The sequence below is a fragment of the Sedimentibacter hydroxybenzoicus DSM 7310 genome, from assembly GCF_013403245.1.
Lineage (GTDB): Bacteria > Bacillota > Clostridia > Tissierellales > Sedimentibacteraceae > Sedimentibacter > Sedimentibacter hydroxybenzoicus.
In genome coordinates this window covers 369,085-393,100 of sequence record NZ_JACBNQ010000001.1, presented here as the reverse complement: position 1 = coordinate 393,100, position 24,016 = coordinate 369,085, and the positions used below count along the sequence as shown (strand labels likewise).

20 protein-coding genes are annotated in these 24,016 nt (G+C 34.8%); 1 reads left to right on the top strand and 19 read right to left on the bottom strand.

Annotation, left to right across the window (positions count from 1 at the left end):
- Window positions 1-66: 66 nt before the first annotated feature.
- The 8 genes from HZF24_RS01885 to HZF24_RS01850 all read right to left on the bottom strand — a co-directional run bounded on the left by HZF24_RS01885 (window position 67) and on the right by HZF24_RS01850 (window position 7,989).
- Window positions 67-564 carry a hypothetical protein gene (locus HZF24_RS01885; RefSeq protein ID WP_179236557.1) on the bottom strand — a complete coding sequence of 166 codons (498 nt, stop codon included), beginning with the start codon at window positions 562-564 and terminating at the stop codon, window positions 67-69.
- Window positions 552-890, bottom strand: coding sequence for a YtrH family sporulation protein (locus tag HZF24_RS01880; RefSeq protein ID WP_179236556.1), 339 nt, complete (start codon window positions 888-890; stop codon window positions 552-554). The genes HZF24_RS01885 and HZF24_RS01880 overlap by 13 nt, the downstream gene beginning before the upstream one ends.
- 56 nt (window positions 891-946) lie before the next feature.
- The gene (locus HZF24_RS01875) at window positions 947-2,941 is read right to left on the bottom strand and encodes a fructose-1,6-bisphosphatase (RefSeq protein WP_179236555.1); all 1,995 of its coding nucleotides are present in this window, start codon (window positions 2,939-2,941) and stop codon (window positions 947-949) included.
- Between the two features lie 113 nt (window positions 2,942-3,054).
- Window positions 3,055-3,822, bottom strand: a complete 768-nt coding sequence (locus HZF24_RS01870; protein ID WP_179236554.1) for an SDR family oxidoreductase — start codon at window positions 3,820-3,822, stop codon at window positions 3,055-3,057.
- 89 nt (window positions 3,823-3,911) lie between these two features.
- Window positions 3,912-5,297, bottom strand: a complete 1,386-nt coding sequence (gene amrA / locus HZF24_RS01865; RefSeq protein WP_179236553.1) for an AmmeMemoRadiSam system protein A — start codon at window positions 5,295-5,297, stop codon at window positions 3,912-3,914.
- 5 nt (window positions 5,298-5,302) lie between these two features.
- On the bottom strand, window positions 5,303-6,493 hold the full coding sequence (locus HZF24_RS01860) for an acetate/propionate family kinase (protein WP_179236552.1): 1,191 nt from the start codon (window positions 6,491-6,493) through the stop codon (window positions 5,303-5,305).
- Window positions 6,494-6,507: 14 nt separating this feature from the next.
- Window positions 6,508-7,023 (bottom strand): nitroreductase family protein, encoded by a 516-nt coding sequence (locus HZF24_RS01855; protein ID WP_179236551.1) that lies wholly within the window; start codon window positions 7,021-7,023, stop codon window positions 6,508-6,510.
- 138 nt (window positions 7,024-7,161) lie between these two features.
- On the bottom strand, window positions 7,162-7,989 hold the full coding sequence (locus HZF24_RS01850; RefSeq protein ID WP_179236550.1) for a helix-turn-helix domain-containing protein: 828 nt from the start codon (window positions 7,987-7,989) through the stop codon (window positions 7,162-7,164).
- A gap of 138 nt (window positions 7,990-8,127) precedes the next feature.
- On the opposite strand from HZF24_RS01850, the gene kynU reads away from it, so the two are divergent.
- Window positions 8,128-9,408, top strand: coding sequence for a kynureninase (gene kynU / locus HZF24_RS01845; protein WP_179236549.1), 1,281 nt, complete (start codon window positions 8,128-8,130; stop codon window positions 9,406-9,408).
- A 153-nt stretch (window positions 9,409-9,561) separates the two neighbouring features.
- Here the strand turns inward: kynU and HZF24_RS01840 are convergent, their stop codons facing one another.
- The 11 genes from HZF24_RS01840 to HZF24_RS01790 form a co-directional block, all read right to left on the bottom strand.
- Window positions 9,562-10,062: a GNAT family N-acetyltransferase gene (locus HZF24_RS01840; RefSeq protein ID WP_179236548.1), complete on the bottom strand. Its 501-nt coding sequence runs from the start codon at window positions 10,060-10,062 to the stop codon at window positions 9,562-9,564.
- 15 nt (window positions 10,063-10,077) lie between these two features.
- Window positions 10,078-10,803, bottom strand: a complete 726-nt coding sequence (locus HZF24_RS01835) for an NAD-dependent protein deacylase (RefSeq protein WP_179236691.1) — start codon at window positions 10,801-10,803, stop codon at window positions 10,078-10,080.
- 149 nt (window positions 10,804-10,952) lie between these two features.
- Window positions 10,953-12,284: an FAD-dependent oxidoreductase gene (locus tag HZF24_RS01830; protein WP_179236547.1), complete on the bottom strand. Its 1,332-nt coding sequence runs from the start codon at window positions 12,282-12,284 to the stop codon at window positions 10,953-10,955.
- A gap of 66 nt (window positions 12,285-12,350) precedes the next feature.
- The gene (locus HZF24_RS01825; protein WP_179236546.1) at window positions 12,351-13,214 is read right to left on the bottom strand and encodes a DegV family protein; all 864 of its coding nucleotides are present in this window, start codon (window positions 13,212-13,214) and stop codon (window positions 12,351-12,353) included.
- Window positions 13,215-13,357: 143 nt separating this feature from the next.
- Entirely contained in the window at window positions 13,358-15,361 is a 2,004-nt protein-coding gene (locus HZF24_RS01820; protein ID WP_218835234.1) for a methyl-accepting chemotaxis protein, read from the bottom strand.
- A gap of 248 nt (window positions 15,362-15,609) precedes the next feature.
- Complete coding sequence (locus HZF24_RS01815; protein WP_179236545.1) at window positions 15,610-17,613, bottom strand: methyl-accepting chemotaxis protein; 2,004 nt, start codon at window positions 17,611-17,613, stop codon at window positions 15,610-15,612.
- A gap of 11 nt (window positions 17,614-17,624) precedes the next feature.
- Complete coding sequence (locus tag HZF24_RS01810) at window positions 17,625-19,316, bottom strand: sensor domain-containing protein (protein ID WP_179236544.1); 1,692 nt, start codon at window positions 19,314-19,316, stop codon at window positions 17,625-17,627.
- Between the two features lie 10 nt (window positions 19,317-19,326).
- Window positions 19,327-19,920: a TetR/AcrR family transcriptional regulator gene (locus HZF24_RS01805; RefSeq protein WP_179236543.1), complete on the bottom strand. Its 594-nt coding sequence runs from the start codon at window positions 19,918-19,920 to the stop codon at window positions 19,327-19,329.
- A 232-nt stretch (window positions 19,921-20,152) separates the two neighbouring features.
- Window positions 20,153-22,063 (bottom strand): PAS domain-containing hybrid sensor histidine kinase/response regulator, encoded by a 1,911-nt coding sequence (locus HZF24_RS01800; protein WP_179236542.1) that lies wholly within the window; start codon window positions 22,061-22,063, stop codon window positions 20,153-20,155.
- A 407-nt stretch (window positions 22,064-22,470) separates the two neighbouring features.
- Window positions 22,471-22,617 (bottom strand): LDCC motif putative metal-binding protein, encoded by a 147-nt coding sequence (locus HZF24_RS01795; RefSeq protein WP_179236541.1) that lies wholly within the window; start codon window positions 22,615-22,617, stop codon window positions 22,471-22,473.
- A gap of 120 nt (window positions 22,618-22,737) precedes the next feature.
- On the bottom strand, window positions 22,738-24,003 hold the full coding sequence (locus HZF24_RS01790) for a DHHW family protein (protein WP_179236540.1): 1,266 nt from the start codon (window positions 24,001-24,003) through the stop codon (window positions 22,738-22,740).
- Window positions 24,004-24,016 lie beyond the last annotated feature (13 nt).

Genomic DNA, 24,016 nt, shown 5'->3' with positions numbered 1-24,016 from the left:
CATGACACTAAAATTTAAAATTAAAATTACTTTTATTATTTATTAAATTGCAACAGAAACGTAAACTCAATAGGGGTAATGCACTTCCGTTACGGAAACCTTAACCCATAATTTCAATACATCGGATAATATTAATTTACTTACTGTCAGCTGATATTCTGCTGCATCAAATTTTAAAATTCTCTTGTCGATTACCTGCATCAATATATCTGCATCCAGATTCTTTACTTCCTTTCCCAATAATGATGTAAATTTCTCCTTAATTGCCTTTTCTATGGAAATGCTGTCTATCTTATCTATTTGCTCCATGCTGAAGCTTGAAAAATCCAAATCAATAATAATATCCTTCAAAACAATGCTTGATTGATTAATGGAGTTTTCCAATTTCTCAAGCTTTTTATCCTTATCTGTTATTGTATTTTCCAGATAAGCAATTTCTTCATAAAAACCATCCATCCTATAGCTTATAATTGCACTGATTCCTACTGCTCCTATTATCACGCCCCACAGCATACCCGTTAAAAAGCATATAAAGAACTTATATCCTGTACCTACCTTCCCCATATGTAACCACACCTTTGCAGCAATCTTATAAATTCATATCCAATATTTGCTCCCGACAAAGATATCAATATATAAAGGGCTTGTTTTGCCAAGGTTTTTATTTCACCGTCAAAAATACCTTTTTCTATAACCGCAAAGGAAGAAAATGTACCTCCTAAGGATGCCGCTATTGCCCAGATTTTAATTGAGCTTGCAACCTGCATCATAATTTTATAAGGAGGATGATTGGTTATTATAGCACCAATTCCCGAAAACAAACTGGCACCGATTACAACCCCGAAGCTTATCAAAAAATTTTGCACAATACTCGAATAAAAAGAAGACATTTCATCACCAACCTTCTATAAATGGTATGATTGATGAAATGTCTTTATGATTAAACTTACTGTTCTTTAATTAAGCCTATTCTGTATGCATCCAAAAGCATTTCCAAATCTTTTATTTGTTCGGTTATCTCCTTGCCGTTATCCGTATCTCTCACTCTTTTTCTTTCTAATTCCTTTTCAAGCACCATCGTTGTGGAATGGATATCCTTTTCTTCCTCAATGGCTTTTTGTGTGGATTCAAAAGGATCGTGAGAGACCAATAGCAAGCCGTAAGAATTATATGTCAGGGTATATCCTGCTATACCCGTTGTACCCTGGTAAGCCTTTGAAAAGCCGCCATCTATAACTATAAGCTTTCCGTTTGCTTTTATGGGACTTTCACCGCTTTTGCTTTTAACGGGTACATGACCGTTTATAATATGTGAGGTGTCAGGATTCAATCCGAATTCTTCAAATATTATCCGGCACATTTTTTCACTTTCTTCTAATTTAAAATAATGACTTTTCTTTTCTTTATGAGTTTCTTTGTCATCGATAAAATATCTTTCGAAGGTAGTCATTTTATCCTTGCCAAATAACGGAGAATCGGGACCCGTCCACAAATACCAAGTTATATCCATCCCGTACAGCTTTGCTTCAGGATTATTTTCATGGAAATATCCTTCCCTCACCAAGGTATCAAGCCGGTCAAAATACGCTTTTCCGCTATAGCATTTTCCTGAAGATCCGATTTTAACCTTCTTGAACGTTCCATCCTCATTAACGGGAATGCATCCGTGATACAAAAGATTTGAATTGAATTTCAAATACATACTTCCGTTTGACAACAAAAACCTGATATGCTTCTGCAGCTTTTCACTGTTTAAAAATGAAAACTTTAATTTATCGATTAAATCCCTTTCCTCTTTAGTCAGTTTATAAGGACTCATAGGGTCAACGGTTGGAAAATTTGTATCATTAAGCTTATATATCTTTCCGCTTAATTCAATTGTACCCTCATCGTAATTTATTTTTTCTAAAATCAGCCTGTCTTCCATGCAGAAATGAGGTCTTCTTTTGATGATTTCCCCTTCCAGCTTAAATTGTATAACAGAAATTGCCTTATGCATTTTAGCTATAAGCTTTAAATCATTGTCCGTACAGACTATGCCGTTTTCTAATTTTGGTTTAAACTGTACGCACTCGTCATCACCGTAAAATTCTAAGGCAAAGGTCGCAAGAGGCAGCATATTGATGCCGTATCCATCCTCGATCGTATCTAAATTCGCATACCTTGTGCAAATTCTGATTACTGTGGCAATGCTTGCTTCGCTTCCGGCAGCAGCTGCCATCCACAATACATCATGATTTCCCCATTGGATATCCACAGAGTGATAATTCAAAAGCGTCTCCATTACCTTTTCCGCACCGGGTCCCCTGTCAAATATATCTCCTACAATATGTAATCTGTCTATAACCAGCCTTTGAATAAGCTTTGACATAGCAATTATAAATTCATCGGCTCTGCCAACCCTTATAATTGAATTAATAATTTCGCTGTAATATTCTTCCTTGTCATACTCTTCAGGTCCTCTGTGCATTAATTCTTCTATAATATACGCAAATTCTGCAGGCAGTGCTTTTCTTACCTTCATCCTTGTGTATTTAAATGCTGCTTTTCTACTGACTTCAATAAGGCGGTAAATAGTAATCTTGTACCATTCTTCTATGTTTTCTTCTTGTTTATGAATGATTTCTAATTTTTGCTCCGGATAATAAATGAGCGTTGCGAGAGACTTAATTTCTTTTTCACTCATTATATCTCCGAAAACCTCGGTAATTTTACGTTTTATATTTCCCGAGCCGTTTCTCAGGACATGGTTAAATGATTCGTACTCCCCATGAATATCCGATAAAAAATGCTCTGTGCTTTTAGGAAGATTTAATATTGCCTGCAAATTAATAATTTCCGTACATGCGGAAGCAATTGTAGGGAATTGTTTTGACAGCAGCTTTAAATAACGAAGCTCTTGTTTTAAATCTAATACTGCATCCTCACTTGAATATGGCATGGCACACTCCTTAATTAGAATTCTCCATTAACTGATTATTACTTATACTATATTATAGCATAAATGTTAAAGAAAAAAAGCACCTAGGTGCTTTTTTTCTTTAACATTTATCGCTAAATTGCTGTCCACCCTCCGTCTACCGCAAGGTATTGACCTGTCGTAAAGCTTGATGCATCGGAAGCAAAGTACACTACTGCTCCGTCAAGCTCTCCTTTTTTACCTACTCTGCCCATGGGGCAATAAGCTTTTAATACCGGCTCAAATGTTGGGTCGGATACAATCGCCGATGTCATCTCACTCTCAAAATATGAAGGCCCTATTGTATTTACGGTAATGTTGTATTTTGCCCACTCAACCGCCAGTGCCTTGCTCATAGCCATAACTCCGCCCTTTGCCGTCATGTATGCCGATACGGGGAAGGCATTCATTGCAACCGTGCTGTGAATTGAACCTATGTTTATTATTTTGCCGTATTTTTGCTCAACCATTATCTTACCCACTTCTCTGGCTACGAAATAAACAGCATTCAGGTTGAGTCCGATCATTTTATTCCATTGTTCGTCAGTTTGCAGCTCGGCAGGCTCCGCAAATCCTACTCCGGCGTTATTGACAAGTATATCAATTCTCCCAAAGTGCTCCTTAACATTTTCAACAGCTTTCTTCACCTGCTCCACATCCGTTACGTCACATTGAACGGAAAGAACTCTGACTCCGAGCTTTTCCAGCTCAGACTTTACGTCATTCAGCCTTTCCACTCTCCTTGCAACTATGGCAACATCAGCACCTTCTCTTGCAAGCGCTGTCGCAAATTGTACACCTAACCCTGATGATGCTCCCGTTACAAGAGCAACCTTTCCTTTTAAACTAAATAAATCTGACATGTATAAATCTCCTTTCTCATTAATATCCAATAAGTTGTTAATAAGTATAACTTTATTATACCCTAATTAAGAATGTTAAACTTTTTTCTTCAATTATGCCTTACAACTTCAAACCTCTCCATGGTATAATCTTCATCTGGTTTGATTCCTGCCTTTTTTAAAGCGATGCCTACCTGCTCTTCGGGAGTATCCACACCTTCAAGATTTGGTAAGAGCAGACCGCTTCTTCTTCCCTTTCTTACTATTACACCGTATTTTTTTGTATCGAGCCGGACTATGGATTCGATTGGTTCTGCATCCTTTAAAACATCTACCGAATATTGTATTTTTTTCAGCTCTTTTACTGTCACCGGATTGAATCGAGGGTCCTCCAAGCCTGCACTTATGGCATTTTGTATGATTTCATCCGCTATGCATTCAGTTGTGGAAGAAACAGTTCCTATGCATCCTCTGAGCTGTCCGTCCATCTTCAGTGAGACGAACACACCTGCTTTGTTGTCAAGCATTTCTGCCGGCAAATCATCCGGTCGTTTAATTTTATCCTTATAAAGCACAAAGCTTTCAAGTGTGCTTCTTGCCAGACGAACGTATTCATCTTCATTTTCCCTCAGCAGTCTTAACCATTTTTCCTCTTCCATACTGTATAGCTTACCGAAGCACCTGTTTTCATCATTTCCAGTAACCTCAAAGGATGCGACTGCATAGCCCACACCGTAAGGGCCTTCGTATGACAAAAGCTGAGAGTTAACAGCCTTACCATCCAGGGCTCCTGCCATCATTATGAAGGAACGTAGTCCGCATTCGGCTGCGGCTTCGCAAAATTCTTCGTCGAATGTTAGAAAACGCATAAAATCACCATTGCTCATGGCTTCGGTAACTTCTTTATCAAATGCAGGTCCCTCATCCGAATATCCGTAGGGTCCTTCATCTTTAAGCATGTGAGACAAATCACCGCTTGCAATAAAAACAACATTCCTGTTAAGTTCCTCTGCCGCATCTGCAATGCATCTGCCAAAATCGTAATGTTCTATGGGTGACAGCCCTGAAATACCTATACGTACTAATTTATAGCCGGTATAATGCTTGTTGATGAAATATAAAGGTACCATAGTGCCATGATCTAATGATTTTTTTCTTTCACCCAACGTTCCCGCAGGTATATCCTGCCGTTCAGCCAGCTCCGATAGCTTATGCACAAATTCCGTATCATAATCTACCTCATATTTAACATCCGGTTCGCCAAATTCTCCGAAATCACCCTTTGCTCCCTTTCCCGGTGATATATGTATGTAGTCGGAGTACATGATTGAATGCGGAGTAGCCACAACAATCGTATCAGGTCTTAATTCAGCTATTTTCTTGGCTATCTTATCATAAGCTTTTACTGTTTCTTCGATTTTTATTTCCTGTCCTCTTCCGACCTTCGGAACAATCAATGGTGGGTGAGGAACTATAAAAGTATTTTTTATAGACAATAAAATCACTCCTTGCACAAATTATATGTATCGGCTGCAATTATTTTTTCTTCGTTTGCTTCGACAACTGCTATTTTTACTCTTGAATTATCAGAGCTGATAGTTCCCGCTCCTTTTAATTCAGAGTTTTTATCAGCATCAATTTCAATTCCCATATAATTTAATCCACTGCAGACTTTTTCTCTTATATAGCTTGCATTCTGCCCTACTCCTCCCGAAAATATCAGAACATCAATGCCTTCCATTATTGCACTGTATGCACCGATATATTTTTTAAACCTGTGACAAACTGCATCTATAGTAAGCCTTGCCCTATCGTTTCCATTCTCAGCCGCATTATAAATTTCTCTCATATCATTGCTGATACCGGAAAGTCCTTTCCACCCGCTTTTCTTATTAATTATTTCATCTGCCTGTTCTATTGTTAAGTTCTCTTTTTTCATTAAATAAAGTATTGCGGCAGCGTCAATGTCTCCTGCCCTTGTTGACTGTATCAATCCTTCGTGTGGGGTAAATCCTGTTGATACTTCTACCGATTCTCCGTATTTCAAAGCATTCGCCGTTGTACCGCTTCCAAGCATCATGTTAACAATTTTATAATTTTTGTATGAAGCATTCAATATTTTTTCAGCTTCTTCTGCCATGCTTCTGAAAGCTATACCGTGAAAGCCATATCTTCTTATACGATATTTTTCATAATATTCATAAGGAATTCCATAGGTATATGCTGATTGAGGTAAAGTCATATGAAACCCATTATCAAAAGCAACCACCTGAGGCACACCGGTAAGAAGCTTTTTACAGGCATAAATTCCCGCTAAATGATTTGGATTATGTAAAGGTGCTAAATCCTTTATACTTTCTATATAATTAATTACATTATCATCAACCATTACTGATATGTTTTGTTTATCTCCGCCTTGAACAACCCTGTGCCCTATGGCATTAATATCGTCGGTTCCTATCCCAGCAACTTTATCATTAAAAATAGTTTCAAGAATTAAATTAATACCCTGCTCATGGTTTAGAACAGGAGTAACCAAGGTTTGTTTGTTTTCTTTAACTGTGTATTTGAATTCGGCATCATTATATCCTATTCTTTCAACGCTTCCACTTACTAAAACATCATATTCAGGCATATCAGCTATCTGAAATTTAATTGATGAACTGCCGCAATTAAGTATTAATACTTTCATAAACCCTCCGTTGATTAATATTTTTCGTAATGAACCTTTGATACATCAATGTCATTTTCATCATATGGTCTCATATCATCATTTTTATAGCCTATTGCCAAAATACATACAATTCCGTAACAGTCAGGAATGTTTAAAATGTTCCGCACTTGATTTTCAGCATCTCCATTATCATTAAATCTCTTCCTCATCTGTATCCAGACAGAGCCTAATCCAAGCTCTTCTATTTGCAGCTGCATATATGATGCAGCAATGGATGAATCTTCCACCCACACATCGCTTTTATCACAGTCACAAGCAACAACTATGGCACATGCTGCCGTAGTCAGACCATCTCCACCTTTATTTTTACATTCCTTTAATTTGACTATAGTTTCTTTGTCTTCCACCACTACAAATTCCACCGGTTTTTTATTTTTAGAGGTAGGTGCCAGCAGTCCTGCTTTGAGTATTTCTACTATGATTTCCTTCGGTAGTTTTTCTTCTTTGAATTTTCTTATTGACCTTCTGCTCTTAATAATTTCCAACATATTTATTTCCTCCTATAGATTTTTAACAGGCTTTTGAAAAAGTTCATCCTGCAAGGCGCCGGAAGCCGGGCAACCGCAGCGTATTAGACATACGTGAGGATTGACCGGATGAACGGCAACGACGCGGGGGCTTTTTCATCATCCTATGTACGAATGTACCCATAGTATTTCAACAACATCATCAGACGGATTGTGCCATTTGTGCATTCTGTTTGATTTAAAATGAATGCTGTCACCTTCTTCTATTATAAATTCCGTCGTATTATCCAATGTTACTGTAAGCTTTCCTTTTAATACATGTATAAATTCTTCACCGCTGTGATGGTTGTGAGATTTAAAGTCACCACAATGCGGTTTTACAATAAATTTCACCGATTCAATAGAGCCGTTATCCGAATTAATTAATGACTCTATTGTAACACCCTGCAGTCCTGTTAACAATATTTTTCCTTTACCCTTTCTGATTACTTCACTTTCTTCGTTGTTTTTTACATCAAAAAACCTAAGTGTGCTCTCACCGTAAAAGGCTGCCAACTTGTCAAGTATTTCATATGTTACACCTGTTTTTCCGTTCTCTATACGGCTTAAATACGATGGAGAAATACCAACCGCACCGCTTACCTCTTCTAAGGTATAGCCTTCATCTTCTCTGTATTTTTTTAATTTAGCATGGTAAAATTCCTTGTCGTATACTGATTTTTCTTTACTGTATGAAACATCCTTTGACAACAACTGCTTAATTAATGATAAGCTCATATTTTTCTCATCGGCATATTCTTTTATTTTTTTCAGTATCTCAATATCATTGAAATTATACACCCTGTAATTGTTGCCCTTTCTTTTTGGCTGAATCAATCCTGCTTTTTCCCAATTTCTGACCGTAGCAGGAACAACCCCTACTATTTTTGCCACATCACTTATATTAAAAACAATTTCTTCGTTACTGCCATTAGTTAAATCGTTCATATTCTTCCTCGCAAAAGTTTTTGCATATCCTTGTAAAATAGTATTGACATATTAAGAAAGATATGCTATCTTTATTATATATTAATTGCATAACATTGTAAACTGATTTTAATGTTAAAAAAATAAGGGTGGTGCGTTATGTACAATTTTAATGATGGCTTAGATTTTGCCAGACAAATGGATTTCAATGATGAACTCAAAAATTTTAAGGAAAGATTTTATATCCGAAAAGATGTACTCTATATGGATGGTAATTCTTTAGGATTATGTTCAAAGGATGCTGAAAAGTATGTTTATAAAGCATTGGAAGATTGGAAAACTTACGGTATTGACATCTGGACCGATGAAAATGCAAATTACTTTTTATACCAGGATAAGCTTGGTTCAATGATGGCGCCTTTGATTAATGCGGATGCGGAAGAAGTTACCCTATGCGCAAGTACGACAATAAACATACACCAGGCAATTGCAACCTTTTATCATCCGACAGCAAGCAGAAATAAAATAATCATGGATGATATAAATTTTCCGACAGATAAATATGCCGTATACAGCCAGATTAAGCTTCACGGTTACAATCCGGATGAATGCCTGAAGGTAGTTAAAAGCAGAGACGGTAATTTCATATATGAGGATGATGTAATAGAAGCTATGACAGATGACGTATGCCTAGTACTGTTACCTTCAGCATTGTACAGAAGCTCTCAATTGCCTGATATGAAAAAACTGACAAAGGCTGCTCACGAAAAGGGTATTTATATCGGCTTTGACTTATGTCATTCAATAGGAAGCGTGCCTCACGATTTCAAGGATATTGACTGTGACTTCGCTGTTTGGTGCACTTATAAATATTTGAACGGCGGACCGGGATCAATTGCCGGCTTATATATAAATAAAAAGCATTTTGATATGGAACCCGGACTTGCAGGATGGCAGGGTAATAACAAGGAAACTCAGTTTGATTTAAATCAGGAATTTGAACATGCCAGATATGCAGGAGGATGGCAGACAGGAACTCAATCTATTCTCAGCATGGCTCCCATAGAGGGAAGCTTAAAATTGTTTGAAGAGGCCGGAATAAACAATGTAAGAAAGAAATCCTTAACGCTGACGGCTTATTTGATGTATTTAATAGATACAAAATTAAAAAAATACGGATTCAGCTACTCCAATCCTACGATTGACGAAAGAAGAGGAGGACACGTTGCTTTAGAGCATGATGATGCAATAAGAATCACAAAGGCAATGAAGGAAAATAAAATAGTCCCGGATTTCAGATTTCCTAACATCATCAGATTAGCACCTATTGCTTTATATACTTCTTTTGAGGATGTATATGAAATGGTTGAAAGAATAATGAAAATCATGGATAATAAAGAATATGAAAACTTTGACAGCAACAGAGGAATTGTTGCATAAGTTTAAGCAGATGACCCAAATCTCTGATTTGGTGTCAGTCGCTTATGCTGTAAGTGAAAGCAGATGACCCAAATCTTCCTATTTAGTATCGGTTGCCCATATTGTAAGTAAAAAAAAATCCCGCCTTCAATAAAATGAATCCGGCGGGGTTTTTTATAATATTTTAGCCATATAATACTCATCATAGTATTTGCCGTCAATCAGCGCAGCCATTTTTCTTGTTCCTTCAATTTCAAATCCAAATTTTCTGTATAAATAAATAGCTACTTTATTGTCGGTAATTACTGATAATTCAAGCTTCTTTATATTGCATTCATTTGCCCATTTAATAACATTTTGGTATAACGAATAACCAATTCCCTGATTACTGTATTCATTCAATAATCCTGACATTATTGTTGCTATATGATTATTGCTTGAGGAGTGACCTTTTATTGCAATAACATAACCTATTATCTTATTATTATCTGTAACAACATAACATATATCACCATTTTTTATTGCTTTTTCTATGTTTTGTGCTATTACTTTTTTGTTTACTTTTCTTTCTCCGCATTCAAAAAATATGAACTTGGCTTCACGTTCCAGCTTTTTTAAAAATTCGTAAAATTCATTTACATCATCGATAACTCTTTCCCTGATTATTATGTTCATAAGTATCCTCCATTTCTAAAGCTTTATATTTTTAAAAACCTTACCAATGCTATCATTTATGACCAAGTCAGCTATGCTGTCCATTGATGTAAAGGATTTATTAATCAATATTAATTTATTTCCATTGAAATAATTTATAAGTCCTGCAGCAGGATAAACAACGAGCGATGTTCCTCCGATAATAAGAACATCCGCACTTTTTATATAGCTAATGGATTTTTCTATTACTTCTTCATCAAGACCCTCTCCATACAACACTACATCCGGTTTAATAATTCCGCTGCATGTGCACTTAGGGATACCTCCGTTATTTTCAATATAATTTACTATATAATCTACATTGTAAAATTTGCCGCATTCCATACAATAATTCCTATGAACCGACCCATGTAATTCTAAAACATTTTTACTTCCTGCAGCTTGATGTAAACCGTCAATGTTTTGGGTGATGACGGCTTTAAGTTTGCCTGTAGATTCCATTTGCGCAAGTTTGATATGTGCCATGTTAGGTTTTGCATTTAAAAATATCATTTTATTTAAATAAAAATCGTAAAATTCCTCAGTCTGTCTCATAAAAAAGCTATGTGAAATTATTGTTTCCGGAGGGTATTTATATTTTTCATTATATAAACCGTCAACACTCCTGAAATCGGGAATTCCGCTTTCTGTTGAAACGCCTGCGCCTCCAAAAAAAACGATGTTATCATTACTGGATATAATGTTTTGAAATTCTGTCATCATATTAAGCTCCTTTCCTATAATAATCAGTGACATACTCAATGTTATTACATTTAAGCTTAGTGCTCCCCCATTATAAGATAATGCCTTGTCAATAAAATGTCAATCATAATACGATAAAAGTCCTCAATTTGTTGACTGAGGACTCAGTTTTATGAAAGTGCATCTCTAAGTTTTATTCCGGTATAATAAACAGGGTCTCTCGGTATAGAGTAAGGCGGCGAATAAGAAAGATCGAGATGAATCAAATTTTCCGGCTTTATTTTTAATGTAATGGCTGTAACTAATACATCTAATCTTTTATCAACACCTTCATAGCCTATGACCTGTGCTCCTAACAATGTATTTGTATCTTTATCGGCCACAGCTTTTATTATAATGGGTCTTCCTCCCAAGTACTCCGGTTTGTTCATTTTTTCATCTATAGTCACAACAACATTAAAGCCTTGCTTCTTTGCTTCTTCCTCGGATAATCCCGTTTGCCCCACCGTCATATCAAATATCCTGTAAATCCCTGTTCCCAACACACCCATAAACTCATCATTTCTTCCTGTGATATTGCTTCCTGCAATTGTTCCTGTTTTATTGGCAGTAGAGCCTAAAGGTCTGTACATTGGTTTTCCGGTAATCGTATTATAAACCTCTATACAATCACCACAGCTGTATACATCATCAACATTCGTTCTCATATTTTTATCAACCTTTATTGAATCATTTATACCAAGCTCAACTCCTATTTGCTTAGCAAGCTCTGTATTCGGCTTAATTCCTGCTGCCAGCAATACGATATCTGCCTCTGCTAAGCTGCCATTTCCCAATATTACGCCATTTTCAGTTATTTCCTGCGTGGTTGTATTTGTATAAACCTTTATTCCTTTTTCTTCTAAATACCTTTCAATAAATACAGACATATCCTTATCTATACCTTTTGATAAGGATGACCTCGCAATAATAGTTACATCCATTCCGAGGTTTACAAATCCCTCGCACATTTCCATACCAATGAAGCCGCTTCCTATAATTACCGCCTTTCGAGGCGCTTCTTTCTCTATGAAGCTTTTGATACGATTCATATCATTTATATTTCTCAAAAGAAACACATGGTTCCTGCCGGTACCTTTTATTTCAGGAACTTTTGATGTCGCTCCGGTAGCAATTACAAGCTTGTCGTAATTATCTTCAAATACTTCACCGTCTTTAATGTTTTTTACTGTTACTGTCTTTGTTTTTGAATCGATGGATAAAACCTCGTGCTCTGTTAAAATATCAATATTTCTTTTTGTTTTAAAAAATCCGGCATCCCTGGGCACCAACCCGTTAAAATCATTAAATTCATTACTTATATAAAAAGGCATGCCGCATCCTGCATATGAGATAAATTTATCCTTCTCATATACTATGATTTCTGCATTTTTGTCATTTCTTCTGATTTCGGTAGCAGCTGAAGTACCGGCTGCTACAGCACCTATAATTATTACTCTCATAAATCAACCCCCATGATATATTTTATACTTACATACCCATTATATAAGGTTCTAATCCCTATGTATTTACCTTTTCTCTCCCATAAAAACCATGCAAAGCATATTGGGTCCAGTATGAGAGCCGATTATCGGACCGACATAGTTAATAACAACATCCTTTACATTAACTTCTTTTAAAACCAATTCTCTCAGCTGCTCCGCTTCCTTCATGCAATCACCATGATTTATAAACAAAGTCTGTTCCTGTGGTTCTTTTATGTATTGAAGCACATCCAGTAAAGCTTTTATAGATTTTTTTCTGCCTCTGACTTTTTGCACCACGTTTAATCTGCCTTCATCATCAAGGTTCAGAATAGGCTTTACATCCAATATCGTTCCCACCGCTGCGCTTGCTGCTGATATTCTTCCGCCTCTCTTCAGATGATCTAAGCTATCGATTATAAACCAGTGATTTGATTTAAGCTTATTTTCTTCAACCCAATTTATTATTTCATTCTTTGTCTTACCTTGCTTTAATAACTCATTGGCATAAAACACAATTGCTCCAAGCCCGACAGACGCACTTTTCGTATCAATCAATGTTATGTCAGCTCCGGGTATTTCTTCTTGAATGGTATTCCGAGCAGTTATTGAATTATTAAAAGTCTGGCTCAATGCCGAAGAAAAGCCTAAATATATCACCGAATAACCTTCCGAAACATAATGCTTAAAAATCTTCTCAAAGGTATATACGCTAATCTGAGAGGTAGAAGGCATGCGTCCGCTTCTGAGCTCATTATAGAAATCACTGTAGCTTAATGATTTTCCGAAATCATCTACATATTCATTTCCGTCGATTGAATATGGAAATGGTATTACTTCTAATTTATTTTCTTTAATATAATCATAAGATAAATCGCAGCATGAGTCCGTAATTATTTTAATTTTCATATAACTTCCCCTTAAATAAAACTTCTACACACAATTTTAGCACGAAAAAAGGTTAATAGCAATAACAGGAAATACTAAAAAACAAAACCTCCTATGAAAATGTTACTATTCATAGGAGGTTTTATTAATATTAGGATTTTTTACTAAATTATAAATTTTGATACTAATTTCTGTAAATCCTGCGCCATATTTGTCAACTCTTGGCTTGTAGATGAAATTTCTTCCGCTGATGCAGCCTGTTCCCCTATAGTTGCAGTTGCTTGTTCTGTAGCTGCTGAATTTTCTTCGGCAACTGCAGATAAAGTTTCCATGCTTGACAGTATTTCATCTTTCATTGACTCCATCTTTTCGCTTGCATCATTTAATTGAGTTGCCACCCTTTCGGTTTCTTTCATAGACTGCGCAATTATTGTGTATTTATCCTTACTTTGTCCCACGCTCTTATATTGCTGATCTGTTATAACAGAAACTCTCTCCATTGTTTTAACCGCATTTTCGGAATTATGCTGCAACTCACTTACGATTCCGTCTATTTCTTTTGTCGATAATGATGACTGCTGAGCTAAATTTTTAATTTCTTCGGCAACAACGGCGAATCCTTTACCTGCACTTCCCGCCCTAGCTGCTTCTATTGCCGCATTTAACGCCAATAGATTGGTTTGCTGAGCTATAGATGATATAACATTGCTTGCCTGACCTATCTTAATTGAGCTTTCATTTGTTTGAATAATTACGCTTCTGACTTCATTAGTAGCAGAATTACTTTCTTCTGTAATCTTATGCAAATCTTCTATTTCAGTTAATCCTTCATAAACAATTTTTGATACACTGTTTGACTGTTCACTGAGATTTTTCGTGTACATATGATTTTCTTCCATTATGCGTCCTAATTCATTTGCATTTATTGAGCCTTCCTGAGTATGCTGAGCCTGATCGGCAGCTCCTTTGGCTATTTCCTCGATAGTATGTGAAATTTGAACTGAAGCTGAGGCTGACTGCTGCGAAGCAGAGGACAATTCTTCCGAAGCAGCTGCAACCTGCGCGGAAGTACTGCTGATTTCAGCTATAATTTCCTTTAAGCTGTTTATTATAACTTGCAGAGCATTGGCTAAATCTCCAACCTCATCCTTTCGCTTCATAAATTTTTTCGGGACATCCTGTTTCAAATCCAAGGAAGCAATTTTTTTCGAATGCTGTACGGATAAAACAATTGGATTGGCAATAGATCTGCCAATAATATAAACTAAGACAATACTTAATGCTAAAACAATAATCAGAATTCTGTATATTATTCTTTCCAGCTCCGGTATTGAGGACAATACTTCATCCTTTTCAGCAGTTATAATAAAAAACCAATCGCTGCCTTCTATAGGATAATAGCCGGCATACAGATCCTTACTTTCAAATGAATAATCACTAATCCCCGTTTTTTCGGCTGCAACCTTTTTAAACAAATCAGCCAGTGATGTAAGGCTGCTGTCATTCAAAGATTCTTCAACGGGATTAAATTGATTCATTACTTTTTCCCTGTCCGGATGGGCAACTATTACTCCTTTGCTGTTAATCATATAACCGTAGCCTTTATCGCCATATCCCGTATCGTCGGTAATTACGCTTAAGGTATTACCGTCTCTCCTTGCAATAAGCGCTCCTACCACTCTTCCACTTCTTTCTATAGGTGTTGCATACATTAAGACAGCTTCATTTGTTACTCTGCTTATTATTACGTCAGACACATTCGGCTCTCCGGCTAATGCTTTTTTAACGTATTCTCTGTCACCTAATTGATTAACCGTTCCGTCAGAATACTTTACGTTTCCTCCGGTATCCACAACCCCGATAGCTAAAAAATCGGTTTTACCCAATACATTTTGCAATATAGGTCTTTGCTTTTCCCAATCCATTGTATTCATATCCGGAATCAATGAAATCATATCAAGTGTTTTTTGTTGGACCTCAACTCTGCTTTCCGTTAATTTAGATGAATCCTCAGCTAATAACAAAAGAGCATTTTCAGCTTCCTTAGTTATTATATCAGAAGCTCTGTTTAAAGTAATTATTCCTAAAACTACCGTAGCCACTAAAATCAAAATTGTAAAGTAAATAATCAATTTAAACTTTATACTCCTTATTTTAAATCCTCTCATAGTCTTCCTCCTGCTTTATAGTTAATATAATTAATGATTCTCCCCTTAGTTCAATAATTGCATTGAATGTTAATATATTAACAAGACATTGTCTTCTCATTTATATTTCGACACATATCGACAAAATTTTACTTTTTTTTATAATTGGTGTCAGTCGCTTATGCTTTAAGCAAAAATAAAAAGTCCCCCTGCATCGTTGCCCGGCTTCCGGCGCCTTGCAGGATGAACTTTTTCAAGTAGTCATTATTCTAAATTATAAATCTTGATATTAATTTCTGTAACCCTTGTGCCATGTTAGATAATTCTTCACTTGTAGATGAAATCTCTTCAGCGGACGCGGCTTGCTCCTCTATAGATGCTGTTGCCTGTTGAGTAGCAGCAGAATTTTCTTCAGCAACTGCCGAAAGAGTTTCCATACTTATAAGTATTCGCTCTTTCATAGACTCCATCTTTTCGCTTGCTTCATTTAATTGCTCTACCGCTCTTTCAGTTTCTTTCATGGACTGCGCAATAATCATGTATTTATCTTTACTTTGACCTACGCTCTTATATTGCTGTCCCGTTATAGCGGAAACTCTTTCAATTGTCTTGACCGCATTTTCAGAATTATGCTGTAATTCACTTACAATTTCGTCTATTTCTTTTGTCGAAACGGATGATTGCTGAGCCAGGTTTTTAATTTCTTCCGCAACAACCGCAAATCCTTTGCCCGCACTTCCTGCCCTTGCTGCTTCAATCGATGCATTTAATGCCAATAAGTTGGTTTGCTGAGCTATAGATGATATAACATTGCTTGCTTGTCCTATTTTGATTGAACTGTCATTTGTTTGGATAATTACGTTTCTTACTTCATTAGTAGCTAAATTGCTTTCTTCTGTAATCTTATGTAAATTTTCTATTTCAGTTAAACCATCATAAACAACCTTTGACACACTGTTTGACTGTTCATTGAGATTTCCCATATACGTATGGTTTTCTTCTATGATATGTCCTAATTCATTTGCATTTATTGAGCCATCCTGGGTATGATGCGCTTGGTCTGCAGCACTTTTAGCTATCTCCTCAATAGTTTGCGAAATTTCAGATGAAGCCGAAGCAGATTGCTGTGATGCGGATGATAACTCCTCAGATGCCGCTGCAACCTGTGCGGAAGCACCGATAATTTCAGTTACAATTTCCTTCAGGTTATTTATTATAATTTGAAATGAATTTGCCAGATCTCCGGCTTCATCCTTCCTCTTCATAAATTTTTTCGGTACATCCTGTGTCAAATCTAAAGAAGCGATTTTTTTTGCATGTTGTGCAGCAGCTATTACCGGGTTCGTAATTGAGTTCCCTATTATTAAAACAAATACAATGCTGACTGCTAAAACCATTAATATAATTTTTATCATCAGGGACTGTAATTCCGGTATTGCCGATAATACCTCATCTTGATTAGCCGTTATAATGAAAAACCAATCACTGCCTTCTATGGGAAAATACCCGGCATACAAATTATTGCCTTCAAATGTATAGCTGTTTACACCTGTTTTTTCAGATAATATTTTTTTAAATAAATCAGATACCGATATTAAACTGCTGTTACTTGATGATTCTTCAATAGGATTAAATTGATTCATCACCTTATCTTTGTCAGGATGGGCAATTATTGTTCCATTTTTGTCAATCATATAACCGTAACCACTTTGCCCATAACCTGTATCTCCTGCAATTGAGCTTAAGGAATTTCCATCTCTTCTTCCTAAAAGTGCTCCAACTACTTTTCCATCTCTTTCAATTGGTGTTGCATAAGTTAAAACAATTTCATCAGTTATTCTGCTTACTATTAAGTTTGATACATTAGCTTCACCTGCCAATGCTTTTTTTACATGTTCCCTATCACCTAATTGAGCGGTGGAGCCATCTGAATATTTAGCATTACCGTTAAGGTCGACAACTCCTATATCCAGGAAATTTGTTCTTTGCACTTGATTTTGGAGCATCGGTCGTTGTATCGCCCAGTCCATTGTTTGAATATCCTGACTCATTGCTATCATGTCTAATGTTTTTTGTTGAGTTTCGATTCTGCTTTCTGTTAATTTTGAAGCATCCTTAGCCAATAACACAAGGGAATTTTCTGCTTCACGGGTTATTGTTGCGGCAGCTCTGTTTAATGTTATCATTCCTAAAATTATAGTAGATATTAATATTAAAACCGTAAAATAAATAATTAATTTAAACTTTATACTTCTTAAGTTAAAGCCCTTCATTATTTTCACCTTTATTTACCATCCTTTTTGAAAAATTCTTCAATTTCCTCTACCGTTAACGGCTTACTAAAGATAAATCCTTGACCAAGCTGACATCCCAAGCCTCTTAAATGGCTTAACTGCTCACTCGTTTCAATACCTTCGGCTACGGTTACCAAGTTTAAACTCTTTGCCATCGCTATTATTGATTTGACTAAATTTTGCCTTTTATACACCTGTACAAAATCATCAATAAAAATTTTATCTATTTTCAATTTATCTAACTCAAACAAATCCAATTGCCCGAGAGAAGAAAATCCTGTACCAAAGTCATCCATGGATATTTTTATACCATACCTTTTTAATTCTTTTATATTCTTTACAATTCTGGTAATGTCACCTGAGGATACACTTTCAGTTATTTCAAATTCTATAAATTCAGGAATAATATGCTTATTATTCATTATTTCGATTGCTGCTTTTGCAAAATTGATATTTTCTAACTGTTTTACGGAAATATTAATGGATATCGGAATCAAATCAAACCCCTTATCTTCCCATAGCTTAATTTGATTGCATACTTCCTTTAAAACCCATTCTCCCATAGAAATTATTAACCCTGTTTTTTCGGCAACAGGTATAAATCTTTCAGGCGGAACTTGCCCTAAAACAGCATTATCCCATCTTAATAATGCCTCTGCCCCGACAATTTTTTTATCATTGATATTAAATATAGGCTGATATTTTATGGATAATTCATTGTTTGATATTGCACTGAACAAATAATTTGCAAGAAAAAATTTCTGTTCAATTTTTTCAGAAATTTCATTTATATAGAAACTGATTCTATCGTTTGATTTCATTTTTGCCTGATGCATGGCGGCATCTGCAAATCTTATTAGATTTTCGGAATTAGTGCCGTCTTTAGGAAAGGTGCTGATTCCAACATTGAAATTCAGATAAATTTCAGTTTTTGATATGATATATGGCTTACTTAAAACATTTAAAATCAATTCAGCTAGATTTAACAGCAAATTCCTGTTTGCATTATTGATTAATACTGCAAATTCATCCCCATCTATACGAGATACTATGTAGCTGTCATCTAGTACAAAATTTAACCTTTTTTTAATCTCAATTAAAAACCTGTCCCCGATAATATGACCGAGAGTATCATTGATATTCTTAAATCCCTCAATATCGATAACAATTACAGAAAACATTTCATCGGTTTCAGCATAGTTTTTTATATGCTTATCTACTGATTCAATAAAATAATTTCTGTTATATAAACCTGTTAAGGAATCTCTTAATTTATGTGATATATCAATATATATAATATATACCCCTATAATAGTTTCACGATAAAGAACCGGATATCCGACAAGTTCTACGTCAACTAACTTTCCGTCCTTTCTCCTTCTTTTTACTTCTTGTTGTACAATTTGGCCCTGATATATTATTTCAAGATTTTTATCAATTTGATTTTCACTTTCATAAGAAGATACTAAATTGCCTATTAATTTACCTTCTGTTTCACTAAATGTATACTGAAACAATTTTGTAAAGTTATCATTTATACTTACAATTTTCTGATCTGTATCCAATATAACAACCGCAAAAGGCGAAGCGAGCAAAAGCTGGTCAAACATAAGCTTTTGCTTTACTCTTTCATCTAAAAGCTCTTTAAATTCATATTCATAAAATTTGTTCTTCTCATCCATTTCGTACTCCTTACATACTCAAAATAAAAGAGTTCCAAAACCTGCTCCAGTTCATATCAATTTCATGAGAAGCCGGCTTAATATTATTAGTTACCATATTTATTGTCTGATGCTGTAAGAAGCTTTTATACGAGTATAAGAAGTCATTTATAACCGCATCATTTTTAAGAACAATATCACCCTTGCACTTATAAACCAATTTCATCAACAATGAGTTTTCTTCGTTCTTCCAAAAAATATATCTGTCTTTAATTAAAATATTTATTTCTTCGGCAGGAAACAGATGATACCTCAATAAAAATTTTTCATTTACTATATTTTCCGAATGATAATTCAAAATAATTTTAAATAACTGCTTTAACTTTTTTTCAGCAGAGGCGCTGTCGTTTAATTCAATATTTTCATAAAACTTAATTTTCAGCTTCCATATTTCATCGTATATACTTAAAAATAATTCTTGTTTAGATTTGTAGTAGAAATATAAGGAAGAAGGTTTTATGTCAACCACCTTGCAAATATCTCTGATGTTTGTTGCCTCATATCCTTTTTCTAAAAAGAATACGAAAGATGTGCGTCGTATATTTTCATTTGTTTCATTTATCAATATTTTCAGCTCCCTACCGTACATTTGTTAGGTTGACGTATAATAACTATATCGGCATTAAAATTAAAAAGTTTAATTTAAAAACAGGCTGTTGAAAAAGTTCATCCTGCAAGACGCCGGAAGACGGGCAACCGCAGCGTATTAGACATACGTGAGGATTGACCGGATGAACGGCAACGATGCAGGGGGACTTTTTCAGCAGCCTGATCGGTGCTCGGAGCACCGATTTATATTATTTTATATATTTTTCAATCATATTATACAAGGTATCCACCTCAAAAGGCTTTGGTATATAATCATCCATTCCTGCACTTAAGCATTTTTCTTTATCCTCAAACATAGCGTATGCCGTAATGGCGATTATGGGAATTTTAAACTCGGTGTCATATTTTTGTCTCATAATTTTAGTAGCTTCAAATCCATTCAGTTCAGGTAATTGAATATCCATTAAAATTAAATCAATTTTATTTTCTTTTAGCAATTTAAAAGCTTCATTACCATTGTATGCAGATATGCACCTGTATCCTTTTTTAGTCAATAAATTATGAGTAACTTCCTGATTTATTATATTATCTTCAACGTTTAATATTGTATAATTACTATTTATATTGTCATAGACATTAATATCTGATTTTTCACTTGCTTTTTCCGGGATATTATCCTGCATATATTTTTCAAATTCACAGATAAACGTAAACGTTGAGCCGTGTCCGTCTTTACTTTCAAAAGATATACTTCCATTTAACAACTCTGCAATTTGTTTAGAAATAGCAAGACCTAAGCCGGCTCCATGGTATTTTTTGTTTTGAGATATATTATCCTGACTAAAATACTGAAAAAGGTTATCCTTATAATCTTCACCGATGCCTATACCGGTATCTTTTACACGAAATTCTATTTTTACTTTATTATCATGTTCGGATATAACCTTAGTTCTGAATGAGATATAACCTTCATCCGTAAACTTTACTGCATTACCGGCCAGATTGGCAAGTATTTGTTTTAATCTCAATTCATCACCTAAAACAAAATAATTGATATCAGGATCTAAATAGTAACTTATTTCCAGCCCTTTTGCATTTCCTGCAATCAAAAGCGTATTATATATATTGCTTATTACCTTTTTCAAATCAAAGGGTTCAATATTTATTGACAAATTACCTGATTCAATTTTTGAAATATCTAAAACATTATTTATTATTTTAGAAAGATGATTCAATGAATCCTGCATTAATTTTAAATATCTTTCCTGCTCCTGATCAAGCTTGGTGGATTGAAGCAATTGAGCCATCCCAAAAATGCCGTTCATGGGAGTACGTATTTCATGACTCATATTTGCCAAAAATTGTGATTTTGCTTTATTTGCATTATCAGCTTCTTCTTTTAGTTTTTCTAACTGCCTATACCTTTCTTTTATTTCTTCCGTCAGCTTATTTTCCAAGTTTATTTTCTCGGATATGTCTTTATAAATACCAAGGGCACCCATAAATTCACCCTTACAATCATATATGGGAGATATTATAACGGAAACATCTAAAAGCTTACCATTTTTATCAATTCTTTGAGTCCTGTATCTTTCTATGGTTACACCTTGTTTCAAAATATCAATTTTATGTTCAAACTCATCATATCTGTCTTCAGGAATCAGAAATTTAATGTTTTTCCCATAAATTTCATCTATCGTATATCCAAATTTCTTTTCAGAGCTTTTGCTCCATAAATACACATCTAAATCTTTTGTCAGTACAACAATTGCTTCATCAATAATATCAAGATATTTTGATACAATGTTATTTTCTAAAATTTCTTCAAGCAAACAATATGAGTCCTTAGAAATGCTTACTACGGTATAATCATCACCATGATAGATTGCTTTTACATCTGCAATAAATTTTGAGCCATCCTTTCTGTAATGAAATAAGTTAATTCCTCCTTTACTAATCAGCTCATTTAAATCAAACGGGCTGATTAAATCCGAAAAATTCAGATCAATCAATTCATTACGCGAATATCCATAGAGCTTAATTGCGCTTAAGTTTGCATATATAATTTTTCTATCTCCATTTAAAATTAGAATATTATCTGCAACTTTATCTAATAAATCCAAGCAAAGTTCATTTAAACAATCAATATTTAACATCATGAATGACCCCTTTGACTTTATTTATTTGTTAACAATTTCATTATATATTGATATTTGTTTTTTTTCCATATAAAAATAAATTTATATGCAACTAAGAACATGACCCATTTAAGACATCAAAGATGTCGGACAGGTACACCAGAACTTTGTTGTTCCTACAAAAAAACTTCCTATTAATAATAATTTCATAGAAAGTTGAATTTATGCATTTTATTTGTACTGAATTTTGCTGTTTTGCAGATATATCTTTTGCTGTATGCTTCATTATTTCTTCACAATTTATTTGTATAATAACTTCAGTTTAATTTATGTTCCGCATTAATTAAATAAAAACTTTACCTAAAAAATAAGTCCTTCTTTACGTACGGGTCTTATTTTTTTGTATTCTTTTCTCCAATCGGTGAACTTCATTTCTTATTTGTATCCTTTGCAGAAGTCTGCATCTTTGTGTTTTTTTGTTTGTTCAAATCACAGCAATCCAATCTGTCGTTTCCGAAGCTTTTTTCATTTTCCTTTGCCAATCTGTCCAACCAGTCTTTTATGAATTTAAACATTCATATCACTCCTTTTCACAATAAATACTTTCTCATTATTATAAAGCATAATAATGAAGATATTATGAAAGCAGGAACCGAAAATCACCAATTCCATATACCGTGAGGATGTCTTATTTTCTATTTTACTAAATTCAAAACACTGTTCATAAAGCTGTCAAAGTTTGTTGTAAGTATATAGTTTAAAAACATTACTTCTCCGATATTATTATCCTTAACTAAATCGACTATGCTCTCTTTATAATGCCTTGGGTCAACTACGTATATTTCCTTGTAATGAGGTGTTAAAAACGGAATGAAAGCATTACCGTAGGAATCCTTTATAACCATAATTTTTCTATCTGATTTCGCATTAGTTTTAATAACGCCGAGAGGAAAATCTCCGCCTAAAAAAACACCGTATTTTTGGTCTAAATCTACGTATGTTTTATTGATTACCTTACCGTTATATGATTTCTTTTCCCCCGTTTCCTTGTCATAATAAAAAACCTTCATTTCAGTTATAACGGGTGGATTGTAATAAATTACATTATCCGGGTTATTGTTTACCTTTTCGGACGGATTTACGGTTGAAATATGACCGAGGAATCCCGGAGCTTCACCCTTCTTATAGCTGTCTAAGGGCACAGCTTCATGTCCTGCCTGCTTAGCAAAGCCGGTATATGCATAATATGCCCCAAGAGACGTCCAATGATGATCTGTCCTGTAGTAAACATATTCATCAATATGTTCCTTAATAGGCGTATACGCATCAACTGCAACTATATCCCCGGAAAAATTATTATTGACAAATTCTATGGCGCTATGCTGAGAATCCGATAAATTCTTATATTTTTCATTGTTTATAAATTCTATCTGAATAGGTGCCAGCAAAGAATAAACCGTTACTTCTTCACCTAAGCTGCTGCTGACAGTATTAACCATGTCCGCGTACAGCTTTGATTTATCTTCTTTAAATTTAAACAATTCCATCACGGTATCATTTAAAATCAACAAATTTCCCTTTGTATTTCCCTCGGCAGTATCTTCAGGTTTTTCAGTCTTATCTCCGGTGTCTTCGTTTCCACCCACATTTTGACCGTCAAAGCCAACCAAAAACACTTCCTCTTCCCTTTTTATACCTTTTAAAGACGTTATTCCCTTGCTTATTTTAACTAACTTTTCCCTGTTAAAGAAATGATCGGCAAAAAAATCTTCAAAATCTCTGAAATATTTCCCGGACAATAGATTTTCCACACTGAAAACAGGCTTCTGTGCTAAGGTTCTGTTTTCAACCTCCGAAATTGTTTTATTCTTAGGAGCCATTATATTCAGAATTGCTATTATATAAATTAAAAATATAAATATAAATATATTTAAAAGTGACAATTGATTTTTCTTATTCATCCTTCTGCCTCAC